Below are 19,400 nucleotides of genomic sequence, written 5' to 3'. Positions count from 1 at the left end.
CCACTCACCCACCCGACCCCAACATGAGCCCCAGGAGTGCCGGCCACTGGTTCCGGAGCAATGCCCACGCCGCCAAGCCAAGTCCAACCATGGCGTAGCCGCTCACGGGAATCAGGACCAGCCATTCCCGCCGCGAACCGGCTTTCCCAAGCAAGGGGATGGAGAAGGCGCCGTTGGACCGCCAGATCCCGCTGACCAGGGGCAGCTTGCGCCAGAACTTCGGGGGCTTGATGACGATGGGCCACAGCAGCGGCACTCCACCGGTGGTGATCATGTCGCCGACAATGTGGATCCCGACGCCGGTGAGCATGGACAGGGGCAGCCAGCTCCACTGATGCGGGGCGAACCACGTGACCAGTCCGGCCATGGTAACAGCGAACACCCAGTTGGCGATCCACCCGGTATTCGGGAACAGCTTGAGTGCTTTGGCGGCCAGGTTGATCATGAACATGCACAACAGTCCGGCCCCCACGGACAAACGGCCCACGGGACTATCCAGCTGGAACTGGGCGGCCATGGCGGCGAGGACCACGAAGGCCGAGGCCCCCAACAGCGAATGGGTTCCCTGCCGGTGCCCTCCGCTGGCCTTCTCGATCCCGACGGCGATCACGTTGGACAGCGGCGGTAGGGAGTGGGCGATGGTGCTTGAGCGGTGGTCCCAATCGCACACCAAAGCAGTTCCCGCCGTCGTCATCGCTCCGATGAGGATTCCTGTGGCGTCCAGCGGGTACCAGCCCAAGGCGTACGGGCCGGTTGAAGCGATAGCTATCCACGCCGCGGCCCCGGACGCGGCGTGGTGTCCTCCCATCATCGCTTAGCCTGCGGTCTGCGAAGCGCTGGACGTCGGCGAAGCCGAGAAGAAGATAGCTTCGATCACCGTGTTGGCCCACTCGAGGATCTCGGCGTCCTGCAGGTCGCGGCCGCCGATCCTCGCCGTCTTGGGCTTGGGGAGCAGCACGGCGTCGAGGGCCGGCTTGATTTGCGAGCCGGGGTACAAGCGGTTGAGCCGCATGACTTTCGATTCGGGCAGCTGGGCGGGCGAGAAACGGATGAAGTTGCCTTGGAGCGCGACGTCGGACAACCCGGCCTCGCGGGCACCCACCCTGAAGCGCGCGACGGCGATCAAGTTCTTCGCGGGCAGCGGCGGCTCGCCGTAACGGTCCACGAGTTCAGCCAGCACTTCGTCGATCGCCTGGTTGGTGATGGCCCCGGCCAGCTTCCTGTAGGCCTCAAGGCGCAGGCGTTCGCCGGGCACGTAGTCGTGCGGCAAGTGGGCGTTGACGGGCAGCTCGATCTTCATGTCGGCGGCCTTCTCTTCGGCCTCGCCACGGTATTCGGCCACGGCTTCGCCGACCAGCCGGATGTACAGATCGAAGCCGACCCCTTGGATGTGCCCGGACTGCTCCCCGCCCAGCAGGTTGCCGGCACCACGGATTTCGAGGTCCTTCATGGCCAACTGCATGCCCGCGCCAAGCTCGTTGTGGGCCGCGACGGCCTTGAGCCGTTCGAGAGCCACTTCGCCCAGGGGTTTCTCGGAGGGGTACAGGAAGTAGGCGTAGGCGCGTTCACGGCCACGGCCCACGCGGCCACGCAGCTGGTGAAGCTGGGAGAGGCCGTACTTGTCCGCGCCGTCCACGATCAGGGTGTTGGCATTGGAAATATCCAGGCCGGTCTCAATGATGGTGGTGCAGACCAGGACGTCAAAGCGCTTCTCCCAGAAGTCCACGATGATCTTTTCCAGGCGGCTCTCGGACATCTGTCCATGCGCCACTTCGACGCGGGCCTCGGGGATAAGTTCCCGGATCTGGGCGGCGATGCGCTCAATCGAGGACACACGGTTGTGAACGAAGAACACTTGGCCTTCGCGCATGAGTTCACGCCGGATCGCCGCGGACGTCTGCTTGTTGGTGAACGGCCCGACATACGTCAGCACCGGGTGCCGCTCCTCCGGCGGTGTGGCCAGCGTTGAAGTTTCGCGGATACCCGTGAGGGACATTTCCAAGGTACGCGGGATGGGGGTGGCGCTCATGGCGAGGACGTCCACGTTGGTGCGCATCTTCTTGAGCGCTTCCTTGTGCTCCACGCCGAAGCGCTGCTCCTCATCGACGATCACCAGGCCGAGATCCTTGAACTCGAAGTCCTTGGACAGCAGGCGGTGCGTGCCAATGACCACATCCACGGAGCCGTTCTTGACTCCCTCTATGGTCTCCTTGGCTTCCTTCGCACCCTGGAACCGGGACAGCGGCTTGACGCGCAACGGGAACCCGGAGAAGCGCTCGGTGAACGTCTCATAATGCTGCTGGGCGAGCAGCGTGGTGGGAACCAGCACCGCAACCTGTTTGCCGTCCTGTACCGCCTTGAACGCGGCCCGGACCGCGATCTCGGTCTTCCCGTATCCGACGTCGCCCGAAACCAGGCGGTCCATGGGGATCTCGCGTTCCATGTCGGCCTTGACCTCGTTGATGGTGGTGAGCTGGTCCGGCGTCTCCACATACGGGAATGCTTCCTCCAGCTCCCGCTGCCACGGCGTGTCCGGAGCGAAGGCATGCCCGCGCGAGGCCATGCGGGCCGAGTACAGCCTGATGAGCTCACCCGCGATTTCCTTGACTGCCTTGCGGGCCTTGGACTTAGTGCTCGCCCAGTCCGCCCCGCCCATCTTGCTCAACGACGGCGTATCGCCACCGACGTAGCGGGTCACCTGGTCGAGCTGGTCCGTCGGGACGAAGAGCCGGTCTCCGGGGGCACCGCGCTTGGACGCCGCGTACTCAAGCACGAGGTACTCGCGAAGACCCGCGTCTCCCCCGGACGGACCGGCAGAGGAGCCAGAGACTTTGCGCTGGATCAGCTCCACGAACTTCCCGATTCCATGCTGTTCATGGACCACGAAGTCGCCGGCGTGCAGCTGGAGGGGGTCGACGGCGTTGCGCCGCTTGGAGGGCATGCGCCGCATGTCCTTCGTGGACCCGGCCGAGGTGCGGCCCAGGAGGTCCGCTTCCGTGAGGAGCCCCAGTTTGAGGCCGTCCAGGACAAAACCGCGTCCGACGGCGGCGGTGGTCACCTCGATGATTCCGGCCTGCGGTTCGTGAGCCAGGGATTCGACGCGGGAGCACGGGATGTCGGCATCGTGGAACAACTCGGCGAGACGCTGGGCAGGCCCAGGGCCATCCGTCGCCACCACAATGCGCCATTGGTCCCGCACGTGGGAACCGATGAATTCGAGCATCTCCGCGACGTCGCCCTGGTAGCCGCGCGGTTCACGGGCGTGCAGGTTCAGGACGTCGATGTCGAGGACCAGTTCTTCGTCCGTGGCCAAGGAGGTGATGGACCACCAGGAAACACCGTGGGCCAGCGCCGCGTGCCGGGTGTCCGTCAAGGACTGGAAGCTGGCCGCATGCAACGCCGAAGCGGCTTGGGAGCCCAACACCGAGTCGAGATCGAGGGGCGCCGACCCGCCGTCGGACGCCGTGGACCAGGCCGCTTCGAGGAACTCTTCGTTGGTGGCAGCGAGGTCATGCGCGCGGGTGCGGACCTTTTCCGGTTCGATGACCACACCGATGGAACCTGCCGGCAGCTGGTCCACGAAAGGCACCATCGCGTCCACCAAAACCGGAGCCAGGGACTCCATGCCCTCGACGGCGATGCCGCCCGCGATCTTTTCCAGCATGTCGGCGGCGGCCGGCATCTCGGCCTTGAGCTTGGCGGCCCGGGACATGACCGACGGCGTGATGAGGATTTCCCGGCAAGGCGGGGCGTGCAATTCGCTCGGGTGGTGCACGCTCGGTCCGGAGAGCGAACGCTGGTCTGCCACGGCGAACCAGCGCATCTGGTCCACCTCGTCGCCGAAGAATTCCACCCTGATCGGGTGGTCCTCGGTGGGTGGAAAAACGTCCAAAATACCGCCCCTGACGGCGAATTCACCACGGTGGGTAACCATATCCACGCGCGAATAGGCAGCGTCGGCAAGACGGCGTACCACGTCGGTGAAGGGCATTTCCTGCCCCACCTTCAACGTCACCGGAACCAGTTCTCCCAGTCCCTCTACCACTGGCTGGACCACTGCGCGAACCGGCGCCACGACCACCCGCAGGGGACCCGCCGTCGAGCTCTCCGGGTGGGCCAGGCGGCGCAAAACCGCGAGCCTGCGGCCCACCGTATCCGAGCGCGGGGAGAGCCGTTCGTGCGGCAGGGTTTCCCAGCTGGGGAAGGCCGCCACCGAGTCCGCGGGGAGATAGGCAGCCAAGGCCGCGGTAAGGTCCTCGGCTTCTCGACCCGTGGCCGTCACGGCCAACACCACAGCGCTGGCTTCAAGATCCTGGGAGGCGAGTCCGTCGGCCATCTCCGCGAGCAGCGCCGCCCTCAAGCCTGCCGGGGCGCTGATCTGGTAATCGGAGCTGCGTTCGGCGAAGGCCCGCGAGGCCTCGGGCCTGACCCGGGCGAAGGTCCGGTCCTCACCCAGGGCCCGTCGCAATCCATCAAGGGATGCGACAGTGCCGGCGGGGCTGATTCCGGAGTTGACCGCTGACGGTTGGCCTTTGGGGCTCATGGATGGCACTCCTCGGAAGAGGGAAGTCGGATGGGGAAAGGCAGCACGAAAACCCGAAATTCTCTCGAATCCCGGGGCGTTCCTAGCCTACCCCGCCCACACCGTAGGATGTTTGGGAGCCGCAAGAGCTTTCAACCGAGATATTCACGGAGGACCCCCATGGCCCTGAACGCATCCACCACCCTGCCCTACGGCGTCGACCGCGTAGCCGCCACTTTCATCGATGAAGACTTCCTGCGCCACACGAGCGAGTATGTCGGCGGCACGTTGGAATCATTCAAGATCGACGGCGACGTCGCCGGTGCCTTCACCACCACAACGGTGCGCACCCTTCCCACCACGCGCCTCCCGGAGATCGCCCGCAAGTTCGTCGGCGAGAAGCTCACCGTCACCCAGACCGAGAAGTGGGACGCCCCGACGGCCGATGGCTCGCGGACGAGCAACATCTCCCTGAAGATCTCCGGCGCCCCGCTTGATGTGACCGCGGTGCAGAGCCTGGTGGCCGACGGTGGCAACACCCGCGTCGAGCTCGAAGGTGCCGTAACCTCCTCGGTTCCGTTCCTCGGCGGCAAAATCGCCGAAGCAGCCGAACCGATGGTCGGCAAGGCTTTGAACATCCAGTCCCAGCAGGCCCAGGCCTGGCTCGAAAGCCACTAACGTGCAGCTGGGAGCCGGACTGTCGATTGTGCTGATCGTCGCGGGTGCGTGGTCCCTCATCGTGTGGCCGCAGTTCCTGCGCCGCGTCATGGCAGACTCGCGTGCCCGCGACGCCAACGGGAAAGCCACGAAGTTCCTCACGGTCCACGTCGTGTTGGTCACCATCTCGATGGTGCTCGGACTCGCGACGGCGGTCATCGGGATCGCGGCGCTGCTCACCTAACGCCCCTTCCGGTGCCCAACTGTCCCCACCGCCACCCTCGCCTCGCAAGCTCGGCCAGGGAACCCTGGCGGCGTGGGCCCCCGCAGTTGTTGTCGTTTTGACGGCTCATAACGACATTAACTGCGAGTCAGTTGGGGGCCGCGGCCGGGTGCGAGCCCCCTTCCGCTAAAATGGAATACAGGTGCGCCGGGAAGTCTGGTCGGCAACAGTTTTGTCGACCCGCAACTCCCCAAGGAGCCACATGGCGAACCGCCCGCACCCCGCCGCCCCTTCGAAGGTTTTCAGCCGCTCCAGCTTCCCGGAGTACCAACGGATCCTGGCTATTCTCCGCACTGAAACCGTTGGCGGCGCGCTTTTGCTTGCCGCCACGGTGGCCGCGCTCGTCTGGGCAAACTCACCCCTTGCCAACGGCTACTTCGCGCTGCGCGAAGTCAAGATCGGCTACGCTCCCTGGCATCTGGAATTGAGCTTGGGCCACTGGGCCTCGGACGGGCTCTTGGCCGTTTTCTTCTTCATCGCGGGGCTGGAGCTCAAGCGTGAATTCGTGGCCGGGGAACTGCGGAAGCCCGCAAAAGCGATCGTCCCGGTTGCGGCGGCGGTGGGCGGCGTGATCCTTCCTGCGCTCATCTACGTAGTCATCAACCTCGGCTCGGGCGCGGAAACACTCAAGGGTTGGGCCATCCCTACGGCCACTGACATCGCCTTCGCTTTGGCCGTCCTGGCGGTCATCAACACCCATTTGCCTGCGGCGTTGCGGACCTTCCTGCTGACACTTGCAGTGGTGGATGACTTGATAGCCATCGGCATCATCGCGTTCTTCTATTCGAGCGGCCTCGAGCCCCTCATGCTGCTGGCCGCCGTCGTGCCGCTGGCCCTCTTTGCCTTCCTGGTCCAGAAGCGTGTCCGTAGCTGGTACCTCCTCCTCCCCCTGGCCGCAGCCACCTGGGCCTTCGTCCATGCTTCAGGCATCCATGCCACCGTCGCCGGGGTCCTGCTCGGTTTCGCCGTGCCCGTCGTGGCCTCAGGCAAGAAGGGCGAGCCTGCGGCCGGGCTCGCCGAAAGCTTCGAACACCGCTTACGTCCCTTCTCCGCCGGCTTTGCCGTACCCGTTTTCGCGTTCTTCTCCGCCGGCGTGGCTTTGGGCGGCGCTGAGGGACTGGGAGCTGCCCTGCGCGATCCGGTAGCTGTAGGGATCATCTTGGCCCTCGTCGTGGGTAAGACGGCAGGAGTCTTCGGCACCACATTCCTCATCACCAAGACCACACGCGCACGGCTGGATGACGGCCTGGCCTGGATCGACGTCGCAGGGCTGGCCATGCTGGCGGGGGTCGGCTTCACCGTCTCCCTCCTGATCGCCGAGCTGGGGTTCGGTTCCGGTTCACCGCACGATGACCACGCGAAAGTGGCCATCCTCGCAGGTTCGCTCGCGGCGGCAGTGCTTGCCGCCGTCGTGCTCAAGGCCCGCAACCGGCACTACCGCAACGTAGCGCGGGAGGAAGAAAGGGACGACGACGGCGACGGCGTGCCTGACGTTTTTACCCGCGCCTGACGTGGCGGGGCCGCATACGAGTAGCCCGCATTTTAATTGGAGTAATGCCGCTTTCAATTGGGGTGGTTGGCACGCTGTTTGGGCGGTATCGGCAGGAATACCTTGCTGCTATGGACGCGAATAGTATGGAACGAGTGTGGCATGGGGCCCACAGGAAAACCCAAGAGAAGAACTGGTCATTGTTCTTTGTTTGGGCAATTCTCGGTCTCATGACGATTTCGGTGCTCATCGCAGCGGTACCCAAATGATGCGGTGACTAGGCCAACGGTACAAAAAAGCTCGGACCGGTTATTGCGGGTCCGAGCTTTTCTTTGCCGTACGGTTTTCCAAGCTATAAATAGTCAGCCGTGAACGCCGCAGCATGCTGCGTTGGAGCATTCGCCCCTTACTGCATCAGTCCCGCGACGGCGGCAAGAATTGTCGCGGCGACGAGGGCGAGCAACAATCCCACAACAACGAATTCCGCCCGGCGGACCCGATGCTGGCTCTGGCGCCATTCGCGCCTGCTCTCCAAGGTAATCATGCTTCGAGGCTAAGTCCGGACCACTGCCCGGAATAGAGTGGACGGTACTCGTCCTCGAACCACCCGCATTAGAGAGCCGGGGACACCCCTTGGCTCGCCTCGGCCTGGCGCAGCGCGTCCTCCGCAGCAACCCATGCGAGCATGGCGCACTTTACCCGGGCAGGATATTTGGCAACGCCGGCCAGCGCGGCAGCGTCTTGGAGCAGTTCCTCATCCGCTTCCAGCTTGCCGCGCGAACGCATCAATTCCCGGAAGTGATCGATGGTGTGGCGAAGGACCCCCGGGGACATGCCCGGTGCCATTTCACTGAGTATGGACGCCGACGCCATCGAAATGGCGCAGCCGTCACCGTCCCAATGGATTTCCGTGACGGCCTGTCCGTCTCCGGCGGTGCCGAGACTCAGCCGGAGGGTGATTTCGTCACCGCAAATGGGATTGAGCTGGTGGCTCTGTCCCGTGTAGCTCTGTTCTGTGCGGCTCTGTCCCGTGGCGGGGGCACCCGTTCCGGCAGCCGGAAGCTTGGCAAGGTCTCCGCCGCTGCGGGCCTTGGAATGCTCGAGGATCAGCTGCTGGTACAGGGAATCCAGGCCGCTCATGATGCGGCTCCGGCAGCCGTTACCCCGAAGTAAGCCCTGACCTGGGCAACGGCCTCCACCAGCAGGTCGACTTCGTCGGATGTGGTGTAGAGGTAGGTACTGGCCCGCGTGGAGGCGCTCAGGCCCAGCCTGCGGTGCAAGGGCTGGGCACAATGGTGGCCCACGCGGACAGCGATGCCCAGGTTGTCGAGGTACTGCCCGACGTCGTGAGCGTGCACTCCGGCGACATCGAACGCGGCAAGACCGGTCCGTTCTTCCCCCGGCCCGGGGCCCAGCACACGCACCCCATCGATGGCGCTGAGGCCCGTAACAAGCCGTTGGCCGAGCTCCGCCTCACGAAGGGCGATCCGCTGCATTCCCGTTTCGCTAAGGTAGTTCGCCGCGGCAGCGAGGGCCACAGCCTGCGAAATAGGCTGGGTTCCGGCCTCGAAACGCTGGGGGGCAGGCAGGTATTGGGCTTCCTCCATGGTCACGGTGGTGATCATGGAACCGCCGGTCAAGAACGGGGGCATGGCATTGAGCAGTTCGCTGCGGCCATAGACCGCGCCGATTCCCGTGGGCCCCAGCATTTTGTGGCCGGAGAACACGGCGAAGTCCACGTCCATGGCCTTGAAGTCCAAAGGGAGGTGTGGCGCGGACTGGCAGGCGTCAAGGACCACCAACGCGCCTACTTGCCGTGCCATTCCGACCAACACGTCAACGGGGTTGATATTCCCGAGCACGTTTGAAGTGTGGGTGAAGGCCAGGATCCTGGTGCGCGAGGTCATGAGGCGTGCTGCTTCCTCAAGACGCAGCGCACCGGTGCCGTCGAGGGGAATGTACTTGAGGCTTGCTCCGGTCCGCCGGCACAGTTCCTGCCACGGGATCAGGTTGGCGTGGTGTTCCATTTCGGTGACAAGCACTTCGTCGCCCGGCTTGAGGGCAAAGCGCCCGGCTTCCCCGCCCACCCGGCCCACGCTGGCGTTCGAAAACGAATAGGCCAGCAGGTTCAGACCTGCGGTGGCGTTGGCGGTCCAGATCAACTCATCGTCCTGCACGCCCACAAAACGGGCCACGGTGGCACGCGCTTCTTCGAAGGCGTCCGTGGCCTCTACCGCAAGGTGGTGCGCGCCGCGATGGACGGCTGAGTTCCGCTGTTCATAGAATTCCTGCTCAGCCTCAAGCACGCTCCGGGGGTTCTGCGAAGTTGCGCCCGAATCCAGGTAGACCAGGGGTTTGCCATTGATTTCCTGCCCAAGAACGGGGAAGTCGTTGCGGATGCGGCGGACTTCATCGTCATCAAGTGCGGAAACCTGGGCATCTCCCCACGCGGGGGTGGAAACCATCGTCAAAACCGGTGCTCCTCGTTAGGACTACGTGGCAATCGCCAGCGGCTGACCGCCAGGAGTGGCGGCGTCACCTAGTAATTGTCCCACCAATCGGCTTCTCTGCCTTCATCCGCGGAGCGTTGGCCCTACTCCTCCGGCTTCGCCAACTCGTCCCACAGTTCGGAAAGCTTCTGCCTACGTGACACTCCAAGCTTGCCGTAAACCCGCTGCAGGTGGGCGTTGACCGTGTTCACGGCGATACCCAATCGGGCAGCCACCTCCGCGCTGCTTAGGCCTGAGGCCACCAAGGCAGTCACTTCGCGTTCACGCTGTGAAAGCTTGACCACGCCGGGAAGGACTGAGGACGCGGCCTCCGGACTGGCCGGGCGGGGCTCGTCAAAAACGAAAGCCTCCTCCTCGTCTGACCCTTGCTGAGGTTCACCTATGCTTAGCTGTCCTGTTCCCATTTCCTGTCCTGCTTCCTGTCCCGACGGCATGCCGGACTCGGCGCTCCACACCAGCTCGGACACTCCCGCCCCAAGCTGCCGGTCTCCCCGGCTGCCGGTACGGGCCGCCAGGCCTAGATTCAACATTTCAAGCGCCCGGTGCCCCTTCTTGGCGGCAGACCCGGCAAGTTGGAGCAGTTTCCGGTGCGAGTGCTCAGCGCCAATCAGCACTGACCGGGCGGCGGACGAATAGCTTTCGGCGAGCTGCGAAGCAAGATAGTTCCCTCCGCTGGACCTCGAATCGTAGGTCGCCAGTGCCCGGCGTACCTGGTTGACGTCGCCCAGCAACCACGCAGCCGCGGCAAGTCCGCCCAGGGCCGGTGGGAGGAGCCCTTCAGGGTCGGCTTCATCCAGCCGGGCCTTGGCTTGGCGGAACTGTTCACATGCCAGTTCCAGGCTCCCCTGCCTGGCAAGTACGAGTGCCCTGTAGAGATGCGCAGACCCGCCGAAATAGCTCATCCGGTTGCTAAAGCTGGAACTTCCGGCGCAGAACATTTCGGGGCCACCCCATTGCCCGCGCCAGATCAGATTGGACCCGTGGATGGTCAGCACGGTGGAGTGGAAGTCCACGGGGCACCGTGGCAGCCGCCCCACGGCTTCGAGGGCCAGCGTCGAAAGAGCGACGGCGTCAGCGAACCGCCCGCTGACGGCCAGCCCTTGGGAGACGAGCGCCATCAACAGCACGCCGGCCTGGACGGGCGGTGGCGGATGGTGCTCCGTACGCAATCCAGGATCGACCAATTGGCTATGGCAAAGCCTTTGGAACAGCTCACCGTTGGCTGAAGGCCAGCTGCCGTTCTGGGCATCCAGATACAGCTGGAGGACATCCAGTTCGTCCCGGACAGCAGACTCGTCAAGATGGGCCGGCTCGCCCGGCTGGATGCCGACAGCGGCAGCCTCCAGCCGCCGTCGGGCATCCTGGAGGACCGCCTGCAGGACACTTGCCCCGGGCGATGTCGGCAAAAGGGCACGCAGCAGAAGCCATACCGCGTGGGCGAAGTCAACAGTCAGGACGGCCGGGGTGTTTGCCACCAAACCCTTCAAGACCGTCACCGCCCCGGGGAAATCCCTTGTCTGGTAGAGCGCCCGTGCCAGCTCCACACCGGCAACCAGTTCGAGTTCCGGCGCCCGCACCGCTTCCGCGGCCCGCCGGGCCCTCCGATTGTCGTGAATATCGTTTGCGGTAATGGCCACGGTCAAAAGATCGGCGTCGGGCACCGGCAAACCGCTTGCCTGTTCAAGGTCCACGCGACGGAACAGGGTCCAGAGCGAGTCATCGGCAACGGTTGAGCTCGTCGCGTAGATGCCCCGTCGAAGTTCGAGGATCCGTTCAGGTCCCAGCTGCTGCCGGGCCAGCCGCGCTTCGATGGCGTGGCTGAGCGTTGCCGTCTTCTCACCATCTTTCAGGACTCGGATCGTTCCGTCGGCGCGCAGCGCTTCGATCGCCCGCTTTTGGCCAAGTTGTTCAAGGACGGCCAGCGGTATTGGCTCCCCCACTGCCAGGAAGTCCACGACTTGCCGCTGTGGCACCGAATAGCCCTCAAGCCGGTGGCGGGTCAGCTCGAGCGCTTGCGAGCCGTCTAAGCGGATCGGTCCGGACAACATCCAGGAATCAGCCTGCTCCACGATCTCGCCACGCGCTGCGGCTTCGTCCAACAGCAACTTCGCAGTTTGCAGGTTCCCTCCGGTGAGGGCATGGATGTCCCGGACCAGGCTGCGGGCCGCCCGTCCGCCGAGGCGATCATCAAGGAATTCGCGAAGCTGCTCCTGCGTGAGATCATCCAGCGTCACCACGGACAGCTGCCGCGACACCACGGATTCCATGAGTTCCATTCTCAAGGGCCGGTCGGAGCGGTGGGTGGCAATCAGGCGGATGTCCGGTTCGACAAGCAGCTGGCTCAGGAGCCAAAGAGACATGTCATCGAGGAAATCTATGTTGTCCAGCACCAGCAAGGCAGCGGATCCGGGTGCCGCTGCGCCACGCACTGCTTTGCGGCAATCCGCCACGATGGAACCCGGCCACACCTTGACCCTGGCAGGCAGCTCCGGAACAAGTGCCATGGCGATTCCAAACGGAATGTCCGCGAATGACTCCGAGACGTTGTGCGCGATCAGGCTGAAGGAACCGCTCAGCACTGAGGCCGCTGCGTCCAAGAGCGTGGTCATTCCTGAACCCCCCGGCCCCGAGATGACTACCCCGGCCGGTTCCGGCCCTGACAAGGCAATAGCAATCTCCTGGAGCTCCGCTGCCCGAATGATCGGGGGCGAGGTGTGGGTCCCTTCGGTATCGTCCATGGTCCTGTCTCATCTTCGGGCCGCCGGACACACGTTCCTGACGGCAGTGGCACGGACCGGTGTCATTTCCAAACGTTACCTTCGGGTTTCGATCCTGGATTGAGTGGTAACTACTTGGTTTTGCGGGGCCACTTGCACGAAACATCCCTGCTCCACGGAGCCTCCCCGCGAGGTACCACGGCGTCGTTTCCAACCCGGTTTTCCCGCGGGGATTTGCCTCCTCTGTTACCGCCCTGTGATCTCACTGTGTAAGCTGGTGCCGCAAGAGTAAGTTCCGGCTGGCTACTTCTGGGGAGTTGAAGCGCAGCCGATTTTCCCGACAACTCTGTCGTGCACACCATTTGGCCGTGTACGGCACTGCGGCGTGTTCGCCTGCAGTTCGCCCAATCCGTTGCCCAGGTCTCGTATGTCTATGTCCCCAACAGATATGTCACCCAAAATATGAAACACCTGTTCACAGCTCTCGTCGCCGTGGCGCTTCTTGCCTTCGGCGGCTTCGCCACCATCTCCGCTGTCCAGTCATCACACAAATCCTCCTATCAGGCCGGCGACCGCGGTTCATATTCGCGGCCCAGCTCATCACCCTCCGCTTCATCCGCACCGGCTCCAGCCGCAACAGCCGCCGCCACGCCGGCACCGACGCCGACGCCCAGCAATGCTCCGGCCGCGGCGCCGTCGAGCACGCCCGCTCCAGCTGCGCCTGCTCCGACCGCAACAGCCGCTGGCGCGCCCGCACCAACGGCTGTGCCCCTGCCTGTGACGGGAACATACCCCCTGCACACCAACATCGTGAGCACCACCTTCTGGGTGGGCGAGATCTTCAACGCCAGCCTCTCGGACGGCTCCCAGGTCTGCTCCACTTACAACGGCCAGTGGGCTTTGCAGCACACTGGCGTCAACATGGGAGCCACTCCGTCCAGCGCAAGCGGTTGCCCCGGCAGCACTTACGGCGGTTGCGACGGAGTCAGTTCCGGCACCGGCACGAGCTTCCAGTGCGCCACGGAACAGCGCGTAGCCAGCAATGGGTACTTCCCGCTGCACCAGGCCAAGCCGTTGCAGAACCCGTTCTACTTGGATCTGCCTTACGACGACGTCAATGACAGCGTCGCTTTCGCCGAGCGTTGCAAAGTGATTCCGTGGGCCGCCGCGGACAACGCCAAAACAGGCGTCAACCACTGCGCGGACTCCAGCTACAGCTACATGAAGAACGCATGGGTCCAGATAACCGGCGCCAATGGCGGCGTTTGCTATGGACAAGTTGAAGATGCCGGCCCCTCCAGCGGCTCGCTCTACCACGATTCCGCCTACGTGTTCGGCGCGAACAACGCCCGTCCGGCCAACAAGTCCTTCTCCGGCGACCCGAGCCAGGGTGCAGGCATGGACGTGTCCCCTGCCCTGAACGGCTGCCTGGGCTTCGCTGAGTTGAACGGCGACAATGACCACGTATCGTGGCGTTTCGTTGACCGCGCCAGCGTGCCGGCCGGTCCGTGGCTCAACATTGTCACGACTTCGGGAGTCACCAACTAATATCCCGGGACCCCCGGGTCAGCAGGACACTACGCACTCCGGGAGTGTCGGACGCCCATGCCACACAGCCGCAATGGCTGCCTGGCATGGGCGTCCGCGTGTCCGCACACTAGGCCAACGCCTGTGCCCTACCCTGTCCGCACTACAGAAGGCCCCGGGGTCGCGATTTCCTGAGGTTCGCGTTGGATCCGCCGGACGGGGCTGACCCAGACTCCCGACGAATTCGCCGAGTACGCCCTGGGCAAGACCTGGAGGCAGATGACCGCGTCCAGGATCCGCATCAGCGGAAAGAAAGGAGCCATCAACAGAAAGCGCGGGTTGCGCATCGAAACAGCGGCAAGGACTGTCAAGAAGAGGTCCGGCAAGAAGACTCCGATGAGAACGTCCTGAGGCCGCAGGACACCCGACAGGAAGATAAAAACTTCCGATCGATTGCCAAAAATCCACACTTCGACCGCAGCGAGGGACGATAGCAGGAATGCCGGCACCAGAAGCACGAAGAAGAGGCAGCTGGCTATGAGCTCAACAATGTACAGCCCGAGGACAAACCAGAATCTGCTGAACTGCAGGCCGTGCCGCCTGACGGTCTGCCAGAAACCAAGTATCCACCGGCGCACCTGCTTGATGTAGTCCTTCAGGTTGTCCGGATCCTGGGTGTACGCAACAGCCGCGGAGGGATGGAACGCGATCCGTCCCAGTTTCTTCGCATGGATTTCAAACGTCATGTTGAAGTCTTCGATCACCAGTCCGGGCGCAAGGACCTCGATCTTTGCGAGCGCGCTGGTTCTGTACATGCTGGCAAATCCAGGCACGATGGAGACGACGTTGGCGCCCTGCGCTGCCTGGCCGTACTTGAGCAGCAGTTGGACCACAATGTACAAGCGCTCCCGGTAGGCCACCAGGAAGCGGCCGATCGTCGTCGGAGGCGCCGGGCTCATGATCGACTTGGCGCGTCCCGCGACGGCGACCACGGTGGGATCGTCAAACAACGGCAGCCCGGTTTCGAGGTAGTCCGGTGTCGGGCGGGTGTCTGCGTCCAGGAGCATGACTACCTTGAACCGCCTGCACAGATCGAAATGGGCGATGCCCGCGGCGAGTGCGCCGGCCTTGCCACGGTTTGGTTCGAGGTCAAGGACCTTCACACCTGCGGCCCGCGCAATGGCGGCCGTGTCATCAGTGGACATGTCCGAAACGACGTGGATGTTGCGTCGAGGGACCAAAGCGGACGCAGCGAGGATTGTGTCCCTGATGACCAAAGCCTCGTTGTGGGCGGCCACGAGGACCGCGACATTCGCCGGGGAGATCCGCACCCCCTTCGAACGATGGCGGGCCCGTTGACGTCGAGGGATCGGCAACCTGCCGCCGCGCAGCAGGGCGATCCACCCGCGGATCCGGGAGGACAACCCCTGGACCCGCCACCACTCCTCAGCGGTCAGGCGGACCAGCCCGGCAACGGACCAAAAGATCGTGCTTACCCCCAGAACCAAAAAGATCGAAAGAACTATCACGGCGACGGAGCTCCCACTGTGTCGTACATTTCGTAATCATCGGTAGCAAGCTGGCCATCGCTGAAGAGGTTCATTCCAAAGCTGATGGCCTCGGCTCCTGCCGGAACGGGCGGCGTATCCCAGATCGCCTGCTCATAACTGGTGTTGGCCGCGAACCACGGACTGGCCGTCCAGTAGGTCCACGTGCCCAGCTTGTTGCGGTAATACACTTCGAACTGGGTCTTTGCGGTGGACTGGTACCACGCCCTGAGCGAATAGCTGTGGCCGGCACTCACGCTCGGAGCGCACGCTCCCAGATCGAGGACGGGAAGCAGTTTCGCGTCACCGGACGAATATTCGGTCACGTCCAGGCGACGGGCCACCGCACCACTGTGTCCCGGGGTCAAGGTGCTCAGGACCACGGCATTCTTGCCATAGGACGATACCTGCCAGCATTCCGGTAAGCCATACTTTCCAGCGGTTTCCAGCCCCGGATTCCGAAGGGCGTTCTTCCCAGGTGCTGCCGGCGCCGCCCCAGAACCGTTCACCACGGGTTTCGCCACGCCGCCGATCACGTCATGTACCGTCCGCACGGCCATGGTCCCTTGTTGGGTCCTGGCCGCCAGCCAAGTGGCGAATTGTTCGAACAACGCGGGGCTGATGGAGCGGAGACTGCCGCTGTTGTCGATGTCGTAGAAGGTCAACTGCAACCAGCCCCCGGCCTTTTCGGCCTGCGTTACTGTCGCCTCAAGGTCGGCCAATGTCCACTTGCTGCCGACCTCCGATGTTGCCTTTGTCCGGAACAGGTCGGCGGGGCGGACAGTTTCCGCGGCCGCGCAGCCCGCGCAGTCGATCGGGGTGGTTATCTCGCCGAGTCCACGCGCGCTGTTGTAGCCGCATCCGGCGACCTGTTCTTCCGATTTTGGCGTTGAAGCCGCAAAAGGATAGGCAAAAGAGGTGACCTTGAAGCCCCAATCCGTGAGGTTCACCCGATCGTTGCAGATCTGCCTCGAGGCTTCGTCCGGCTCTACCGAGGTCACATCGGCAAGAGTGACCGTATGGCCACCGATTTCATTCTGATCAGCGGCCAAGCTGTGGAGATTGTCCGTTGTCATGTAGTCAGGTGCGCCAACAAAGCCGGAGTCGATGAAAAAGGTGCCCCGGAGGCCGTGGTCCTTCAAGATCCGGGCCGCCTCCATCTGGCTTGACCGGCCCGCATCAAACGTCAAGCTGACGGATGAGAGCGGGGCGGCAGAAGGTGTTGGGTCGGCGTTCCCGGGCCCAACGAGGGGAGCCTGGCTACCGCCGATCAGCGATGTGGCGCCCGTCAACAAGAGCAGCACCGACACCCAGGAGGCAGCCCACAGGCCTGCCCGCTTCCTCGAAGTGCGGATCGGGCCGGATACGATAACCTTCCCCCGGGAACTCATCGCCAACCCGCGCTGCCGCGGTTCCTGAAGGGGCCGGTGGCGACTGGGGGAAGCCTCGGTCTCAAAGGCTTATTCACCACCGGCCCCCGCTCAGGGGCCCTCTCTAAGAGGGCGCGCTGCCGTTCGGCAGCACCATCAATTGGCGCAGGGTCGATGGGAGGGACTGTGCTGAATCCCCCAAGAGCAGGCTCGAACTCCAGGTAAACGCCTTCTCGGATAAATCCGCCGCGTCCTGTTGCCGCTCGGACCAGAGCGTCCGTTTCCATTGCGAGACCTGTCTTTCCCCCGTTGCCCTCCACCAACTGACACCATCAGCGTATGAATTGAGGCGGCGACGGACACGAGTAGGCCCTACCCGTCTTTACACTCAACCTTGACGTCGGGACAGCGCCACTACTCGTGCGCTACGCGCGAAAACATCGGGATCAAACCCGGGGGGCGCGGCAGGGACGAATCCGATCTGTTCGTGGTCAAATGGTGCAATCAGGGCAGTCGGAGTTTAAGGATGGCGGAAGAGAGTGTCCAGGAAACAGGGAAGCGGCACTTCCGTTACGCCTGAGGCAGGCAGTGCGCGTGAAGTCCGTGGCTGGTCCGCCCAAACCCTTGGACCTCTCCGCCGGCTGTCAGGTTTCGCCCGGGCCTGCATTGCCGCAGTCCTTGTGGTGCTGGGGATGGGAGGGATCCTCGTGTGGCGGTTTACTACGGACGCAAACGGTTCCCTCGAGCCCCCGTGGTTTTCCGGCTACGTCGACGTCACTGTGGTCCCTCAGTACGCTTTCGAGTCACCCGTGGGCGAGGGCACCAAGAATGTCACGCTGGCGTTTGTGGTGGCAATGGCTGGACAGGCCTGCACACCGAGTTGGGGTAGCACATACAGTCTCGATGCCGCGAAGACTTCGCTCAAGCTCGAAGAGCGTATCGCCAAGCTACGGTCAAACGGCGGCGCCTTCGCTGTGTCCTTCGGCGGCTCAGTGAACAGTGAGCTCGCCAACTCCTGCCAGAATGCAACAGATCTGGAAAGGGCCTACCGGGCCGTGCTGGAGCGCTACAACCCCGCAACTATCGACTTTGACATCGAGGGCGACAATCTGGCGGACAGCGCAGCCTGGCAGCGCCGGGCAGCAGCCATCGCTGCCGTCCAGAAGGAGCGGATCCAGGAAGGGCACGCCCTTTCAATTTGGCTGACCCTTCCGGTCACCCCGCAAGGGCTGACCGACGCCGGGACGTCAGCTGTTGACCAGATGCTGGCGGCCGGCGTCCAGCTCTCCGGGGTCAACATCATGACCATGAACTACGGTTCAAGCCGGAGTCAATCGCAGAGCATGCTCGATGCCGGAACCTCGGCGGCCCAGTCCACCCACGATCAGATCAGCATCATCTATCAGCGCGCAGGAACGACCCTCAACAGCGAACAGATCTGGGGAAAGATGGGGTTGACCCCCATGATCGGCCGGAACGATCTCCCAGGCGAGATATTCGACCTCGATGCGGCCCGCGGATTGAACTCCTTCGCCATCAGCAAGGGAGTTCAACGAGTGTCCATGTGGTCCTTGAACCGGGACATGTCGTGCCCGCAGGACACCCCTGAGGATCCGGCCAGCCACGTTTGTAGCGGTATCGATCAAGGAACCCAACGCTTCTCCGACTTGTTGAGTGCAGGATTCCACGCCAAACTGCCTTGACCCCGCCGATTAACAAGCGATCATGCCTGGCTTGGACGTTCCGCCCTGTTCTGGTCCTTGGCTTCGGCCGGGCGGGCGAGGTGCCTCCCGTTGCCGTGTCGAAACAGCTTCTTAAGCCACTGCATGGATACCTCCAATTTTCGAGGGACTGCCCGTACCGGGCTGCTTTACCGGGTTACTTGGACGGCCCCGGCGGCCGGTGCTACTTCACTTGGCTGACCGTGACGATTTTCAGCCACGGTCCCGCGGGAACCTGGTCCCGCGGCACGAACTGCCAGTCGACTTTGTCCGACTCGCCGTCAAGCTCGGAGAAGCCAAGGCACCCGTTAAGCGCAGGCGAGACATCCATTCCGGCTCCGTTGAAGTTCTTGTTGACTGGACGTGCATCATTGGAGCCGAAAACGTAATTTTTGTCGTGATATTGCCCCGGACCGGCATCTTCAATCTGTCCGTAGCATTCGCGGTTGCCCATCCGGATCCTGACCCACTGGTTCTTCATGTAGCTGAAGGAACGGTTCTGGGCATTGCCCGCGAAACCCGGATCGTTGGCCCACGGAATGACGCTGGCCCGTTCGGCGAACGCGGTGGGATCGTTGACGTCATCGTAGGGAAGATCGAGGTAGAACGGGTTCTCCTTCGGAGTCATGCTGGTGGGCGCGTATCCTTTGGCCTGCGTTCTCGCCTCGGTCTTGCAGCCGTTTGTCACGACCCCGTCACAGCCTCCGTAGCTCTGCATCCATTGGGAGTCGTATGTCGACATCACTTGGCTCCCGTCTGCAGCCTTGGGATCAAAGATCTCGCCAACCCAGAAAGTCGTGGACACGATCCCGGTGTGCCAGGGATACCGGCCGGCTGTTGTGGCTGATTGTGTCGGACTCGGGGACGGACTTGGACCGGTGCAGGCCGCCGTCAGCAGGGTCAGGACCGCAAGTACAGACACTCCGCCCCGGCTGTGGCGCCTCGGTCCGGATGCTGGGCGATTCACATCGTGCTCCTGGAAAAGGGTTCGTCGGATCTTTCCTTGGACAGGGGCAGGCGACCGGTCAGCGCATACTCCACTCACCCAGCCGCCTGT

General features: G+C 63.5%; 16 protein-coding genes. 6 read left to right on the top strand and 10 right to left on the bottom strand.

Features of this window, described 5'->3' with window-relative positions:
* Nucleotides 1-4: 4 nt before the first annotated feature.
* Nucleotides 5-811, bottom strand: coding sequence for a metal-dependent hydrolase (locus AB4074_RS04320; protein ID WP_441412259.1), 807 nt, complete (start codon nucleotides 809-811; stop codon nucleotides 5-7).
* Between the two features lie 3 nt (nucleotides 812-814).
* Nucleotides 815-4,543, bottom strand: coding sequence for a transcription-repair coupling factor (gene mfd, locus AB4074_RS04315; RefSeq protein ID WP_441412258.1), 3,729 nt, complete (start codon nucleotides 4,541-4,543; stop codon nucleotides 815-817).
* Nucleotides 4,544-4,702: 159 nt separating this feature from the next.
* On the opposite strand from mfd, the gene AB4074_RS04310 reads away from it, so the two are divergent.
* From AB4074_RS04310 to nhaA, 3 genes are all read left to right on the top strand, one after another.
* Nucleotides 4,703-5,200 (top strand): DUF2505 domain-containing protein, encoded by a 498-nt coding sequence (locus AB4074_RS04310; protein WP_441412257.1) that lies wholly within the window; start codon nucleotides 4,703-4,705, stop codon nucleotides 5,198-5,200.
* Nucleotide 5,201: 1 nt separating this feature from the next.
* Nucleotides 5,202-5,423 carry an SCO4848 family membrane protein gene (locus AB4074_RS04305; protein ID WP_441412256.1) on the top strand — a complete coding sequence of 74 codons (222 nt, stop codon included), beginning with the start codon at nucleotides 5,202-5,204 and terminating at the stop codon, nucleotides 5,421-5,423.
* A gap of 241 nt (nucleotides 5,424-5,664) precedes the next feature.
* Complete coding sequence (gene nhaA / locus AB4074_RS04300) at nucleotides 5,665-6,972, top strand: Na+/H+ antiporter NhaA (protein ID WP_441412255.1); 1,308 nt, start codon at nucleotides 5,665-5,667, stop codon at nucleotides 6,970-6,972.
* A gap of 385 nt (nucleotides 6,973-7,357) precedes the next feature.
* On the opposite strand, the gene AB4074_RS04295 is transcribed toward nhaA, so the two are convergent.
* The 5 genes from AB4074_RS04295 to AB4074_RS04275 form a co-directional block, all read right to left on the bottom strand.
* Nucleotides 7,358-7,495, bottom strand: a complete 138-nt coding sequence (locus AB4074_RS04295; protein ID WP_441412254.1) for a hypothetical protein — start codon at nucleotides 7,493-7,495, stop codon at nucleotides 7,358-7,360.
* Between the two features lie 68 nt (nucleotides 7,496-7,563).
* The gene (gene sufU / locus AB4074_RS04290; protein WP_441412253.1) at nucleotides 7,564-8,091 is read right to left on the bottom strand and encodes a Fe-S cluster assembly sulfur transfer protein SufU; all 528 of its coding nucleotides are present in this window, start codon (nucleotides 8,089-8,091) and stop codon (nucleotides 7,564-7,566) included.
* The gene (locus AB4074_RS04285) at nucleotides 8,088-9,422 is read right to left on the bottom strand and encodes a SufS family cysteine desulfurase (RefSeq protein WP_441412252.1); all 1,335 of its coding nucleotides are present in this window, start codon (nucleotides 9,420-9,422) and stop codon (nucleotides 8,088-8,090) included. Before AB4074_RS04285 ends, sufU begins: the two co-directional genes overlap by 4 nt.
* 122 nt (nucleotides 9,423-9,544) lie before the next feature.
* A complete protein-coding gene (locus tag AB4074_RS04280) occupies nucleotides 9,545-12,199 on the bottom strand; it encodes a LuxR C-terminal-related transcriptional regulator (RefSeq protein ID WP_441412251.1) in 2,655 nt (884 codons plus the stop codon).
* Nucleotides 12,200-12,738: 539 nt separating this feature from the next.
* Nucleotides 12,739-12,987 (bottom strand): hypothetical protein, encoded by a 249-nt coding sequence (locus tag AB4074_RS04275; RefSeq protein WP_441412250.1) that lies wholly within the window; start codon nucleotides 12,985-12,987, stop codon nucleotides 12,739-12,741.
* A gap of 1 nt (nucleotide 12,988) precedes the next feature.
* On the opposite strand from AB4074_RS04275, the gene AB4074_RS04270 reads away from it, so the two are divergent.
* Nucleotides 12,989-13,726 (top strand): hypothetical protein, encoded by a 738-nt coding sequence (locus AB4074_RS04270; RefSeq protein ID WP_441412249.1) that lies wholly within the window; start codon nucleotides 12,989-12,991, stop codon nucleotides 13,724-13,726.
* A gap of 128 nt (nucleotides 13,727-13,854) precedes the next feature.
* On the opposite strand, the gene AB4074_RS04265 is transcribed toward AB4074_RS04270, so the two are convergent.
* Both AB4074_RS04265 and AB4074_RS04260 read right to left on the bottom strand, forming a co-directional pair.
* A complete protein-coding gene (locus tag AB4074_RS04265) occupies nucleotides 13,855-15,234 on the bottom strand; it encodes a glycosyltransferase family 2 protein (RefSeq protein ID WP_441412248.1) in 1,380 nt (459 codons plus the stop codon).
* On the bottom strand, nucleotides 15,231-16,412 hold the full coding sequence (locus tag AB4074_RS04260) for a polysaccharide deacetylase family protein (protein ID WP_441412287.1): 1,182 nt from the start codon (nucleotides 16,410-16,412) through the stop codon (nucleotides 15,231-15,233). The genes AB4074_RS04265 and AB4074_RS04260 overlap by 4 nt, the downstream gene beginning before the upstream one ends.
* Between AB4074_RS04260 and AB4074_RS04255 the strand changes: the two genes are divergently transcribed.
* Together AB4074_RS04255 and AB4074_RS04250 are read left to right on the top strand one after the other, a co-directional pair.
* Complete coding sequence (locus AB4074_RS04255) at nucleotides 16,360-16,671, top strand: hypothetical protein (RefSeq protein WP_441412288.1); 312 nt, start codon at nucleotides 16,360-16,362, stop codon at nucleotides 16,669-16,671. The two genes, AB4074_RS04260 and AB4074_RS04255, sit on opposite strands and share 53 nt — an antisense overlap.
* Before the next feature lie 490 nt (nucleotides 16,672-17,161).
* Nucleotides 17,162-18,325: a chitinase gene (locus AB4074_RS04250; protein WP_441412247.1), complete on the top strand. Its 1,164-nt coding sequence runs from the start codon at nucleotides 17,162-17,164 to the stop codon at nucleotides 18,323-18,325.
* 202 nt (nucleotides 18,326-18,527) lie between these two features.
* On the opposite strand, the gene AB4074_RS04245 is transcribed toward AB4074_RS04250, so the two are convergent.
* Nucleotides 18,528-19,310, bottom strand: a complete 783-nt coding sequence (locus AB4074_RS04245) for a hypothetical protein (RefSeq protein WP_441412246.1) — start codon at nucleotides 19,308-19,310, stop codon at nucleotides 18,528-18,530.
* Nucleotides 19,311-19,400 lie beyond the last annotated feature (90 nt).

Source organism: Arthrobacter sp. 2MCAF14 (genome assembly GCF_052115645.1).
In the GTDB taxonomy this organism is placed as follows: domain Bacteria; phylum Actinomycetota; class Actinomycetes; order Actinomycetales; family Micrococcaceae; genus Arthrobacter.
This window is presented reverse-complemented; position numbering and strand designations above follow the sequence as displayed.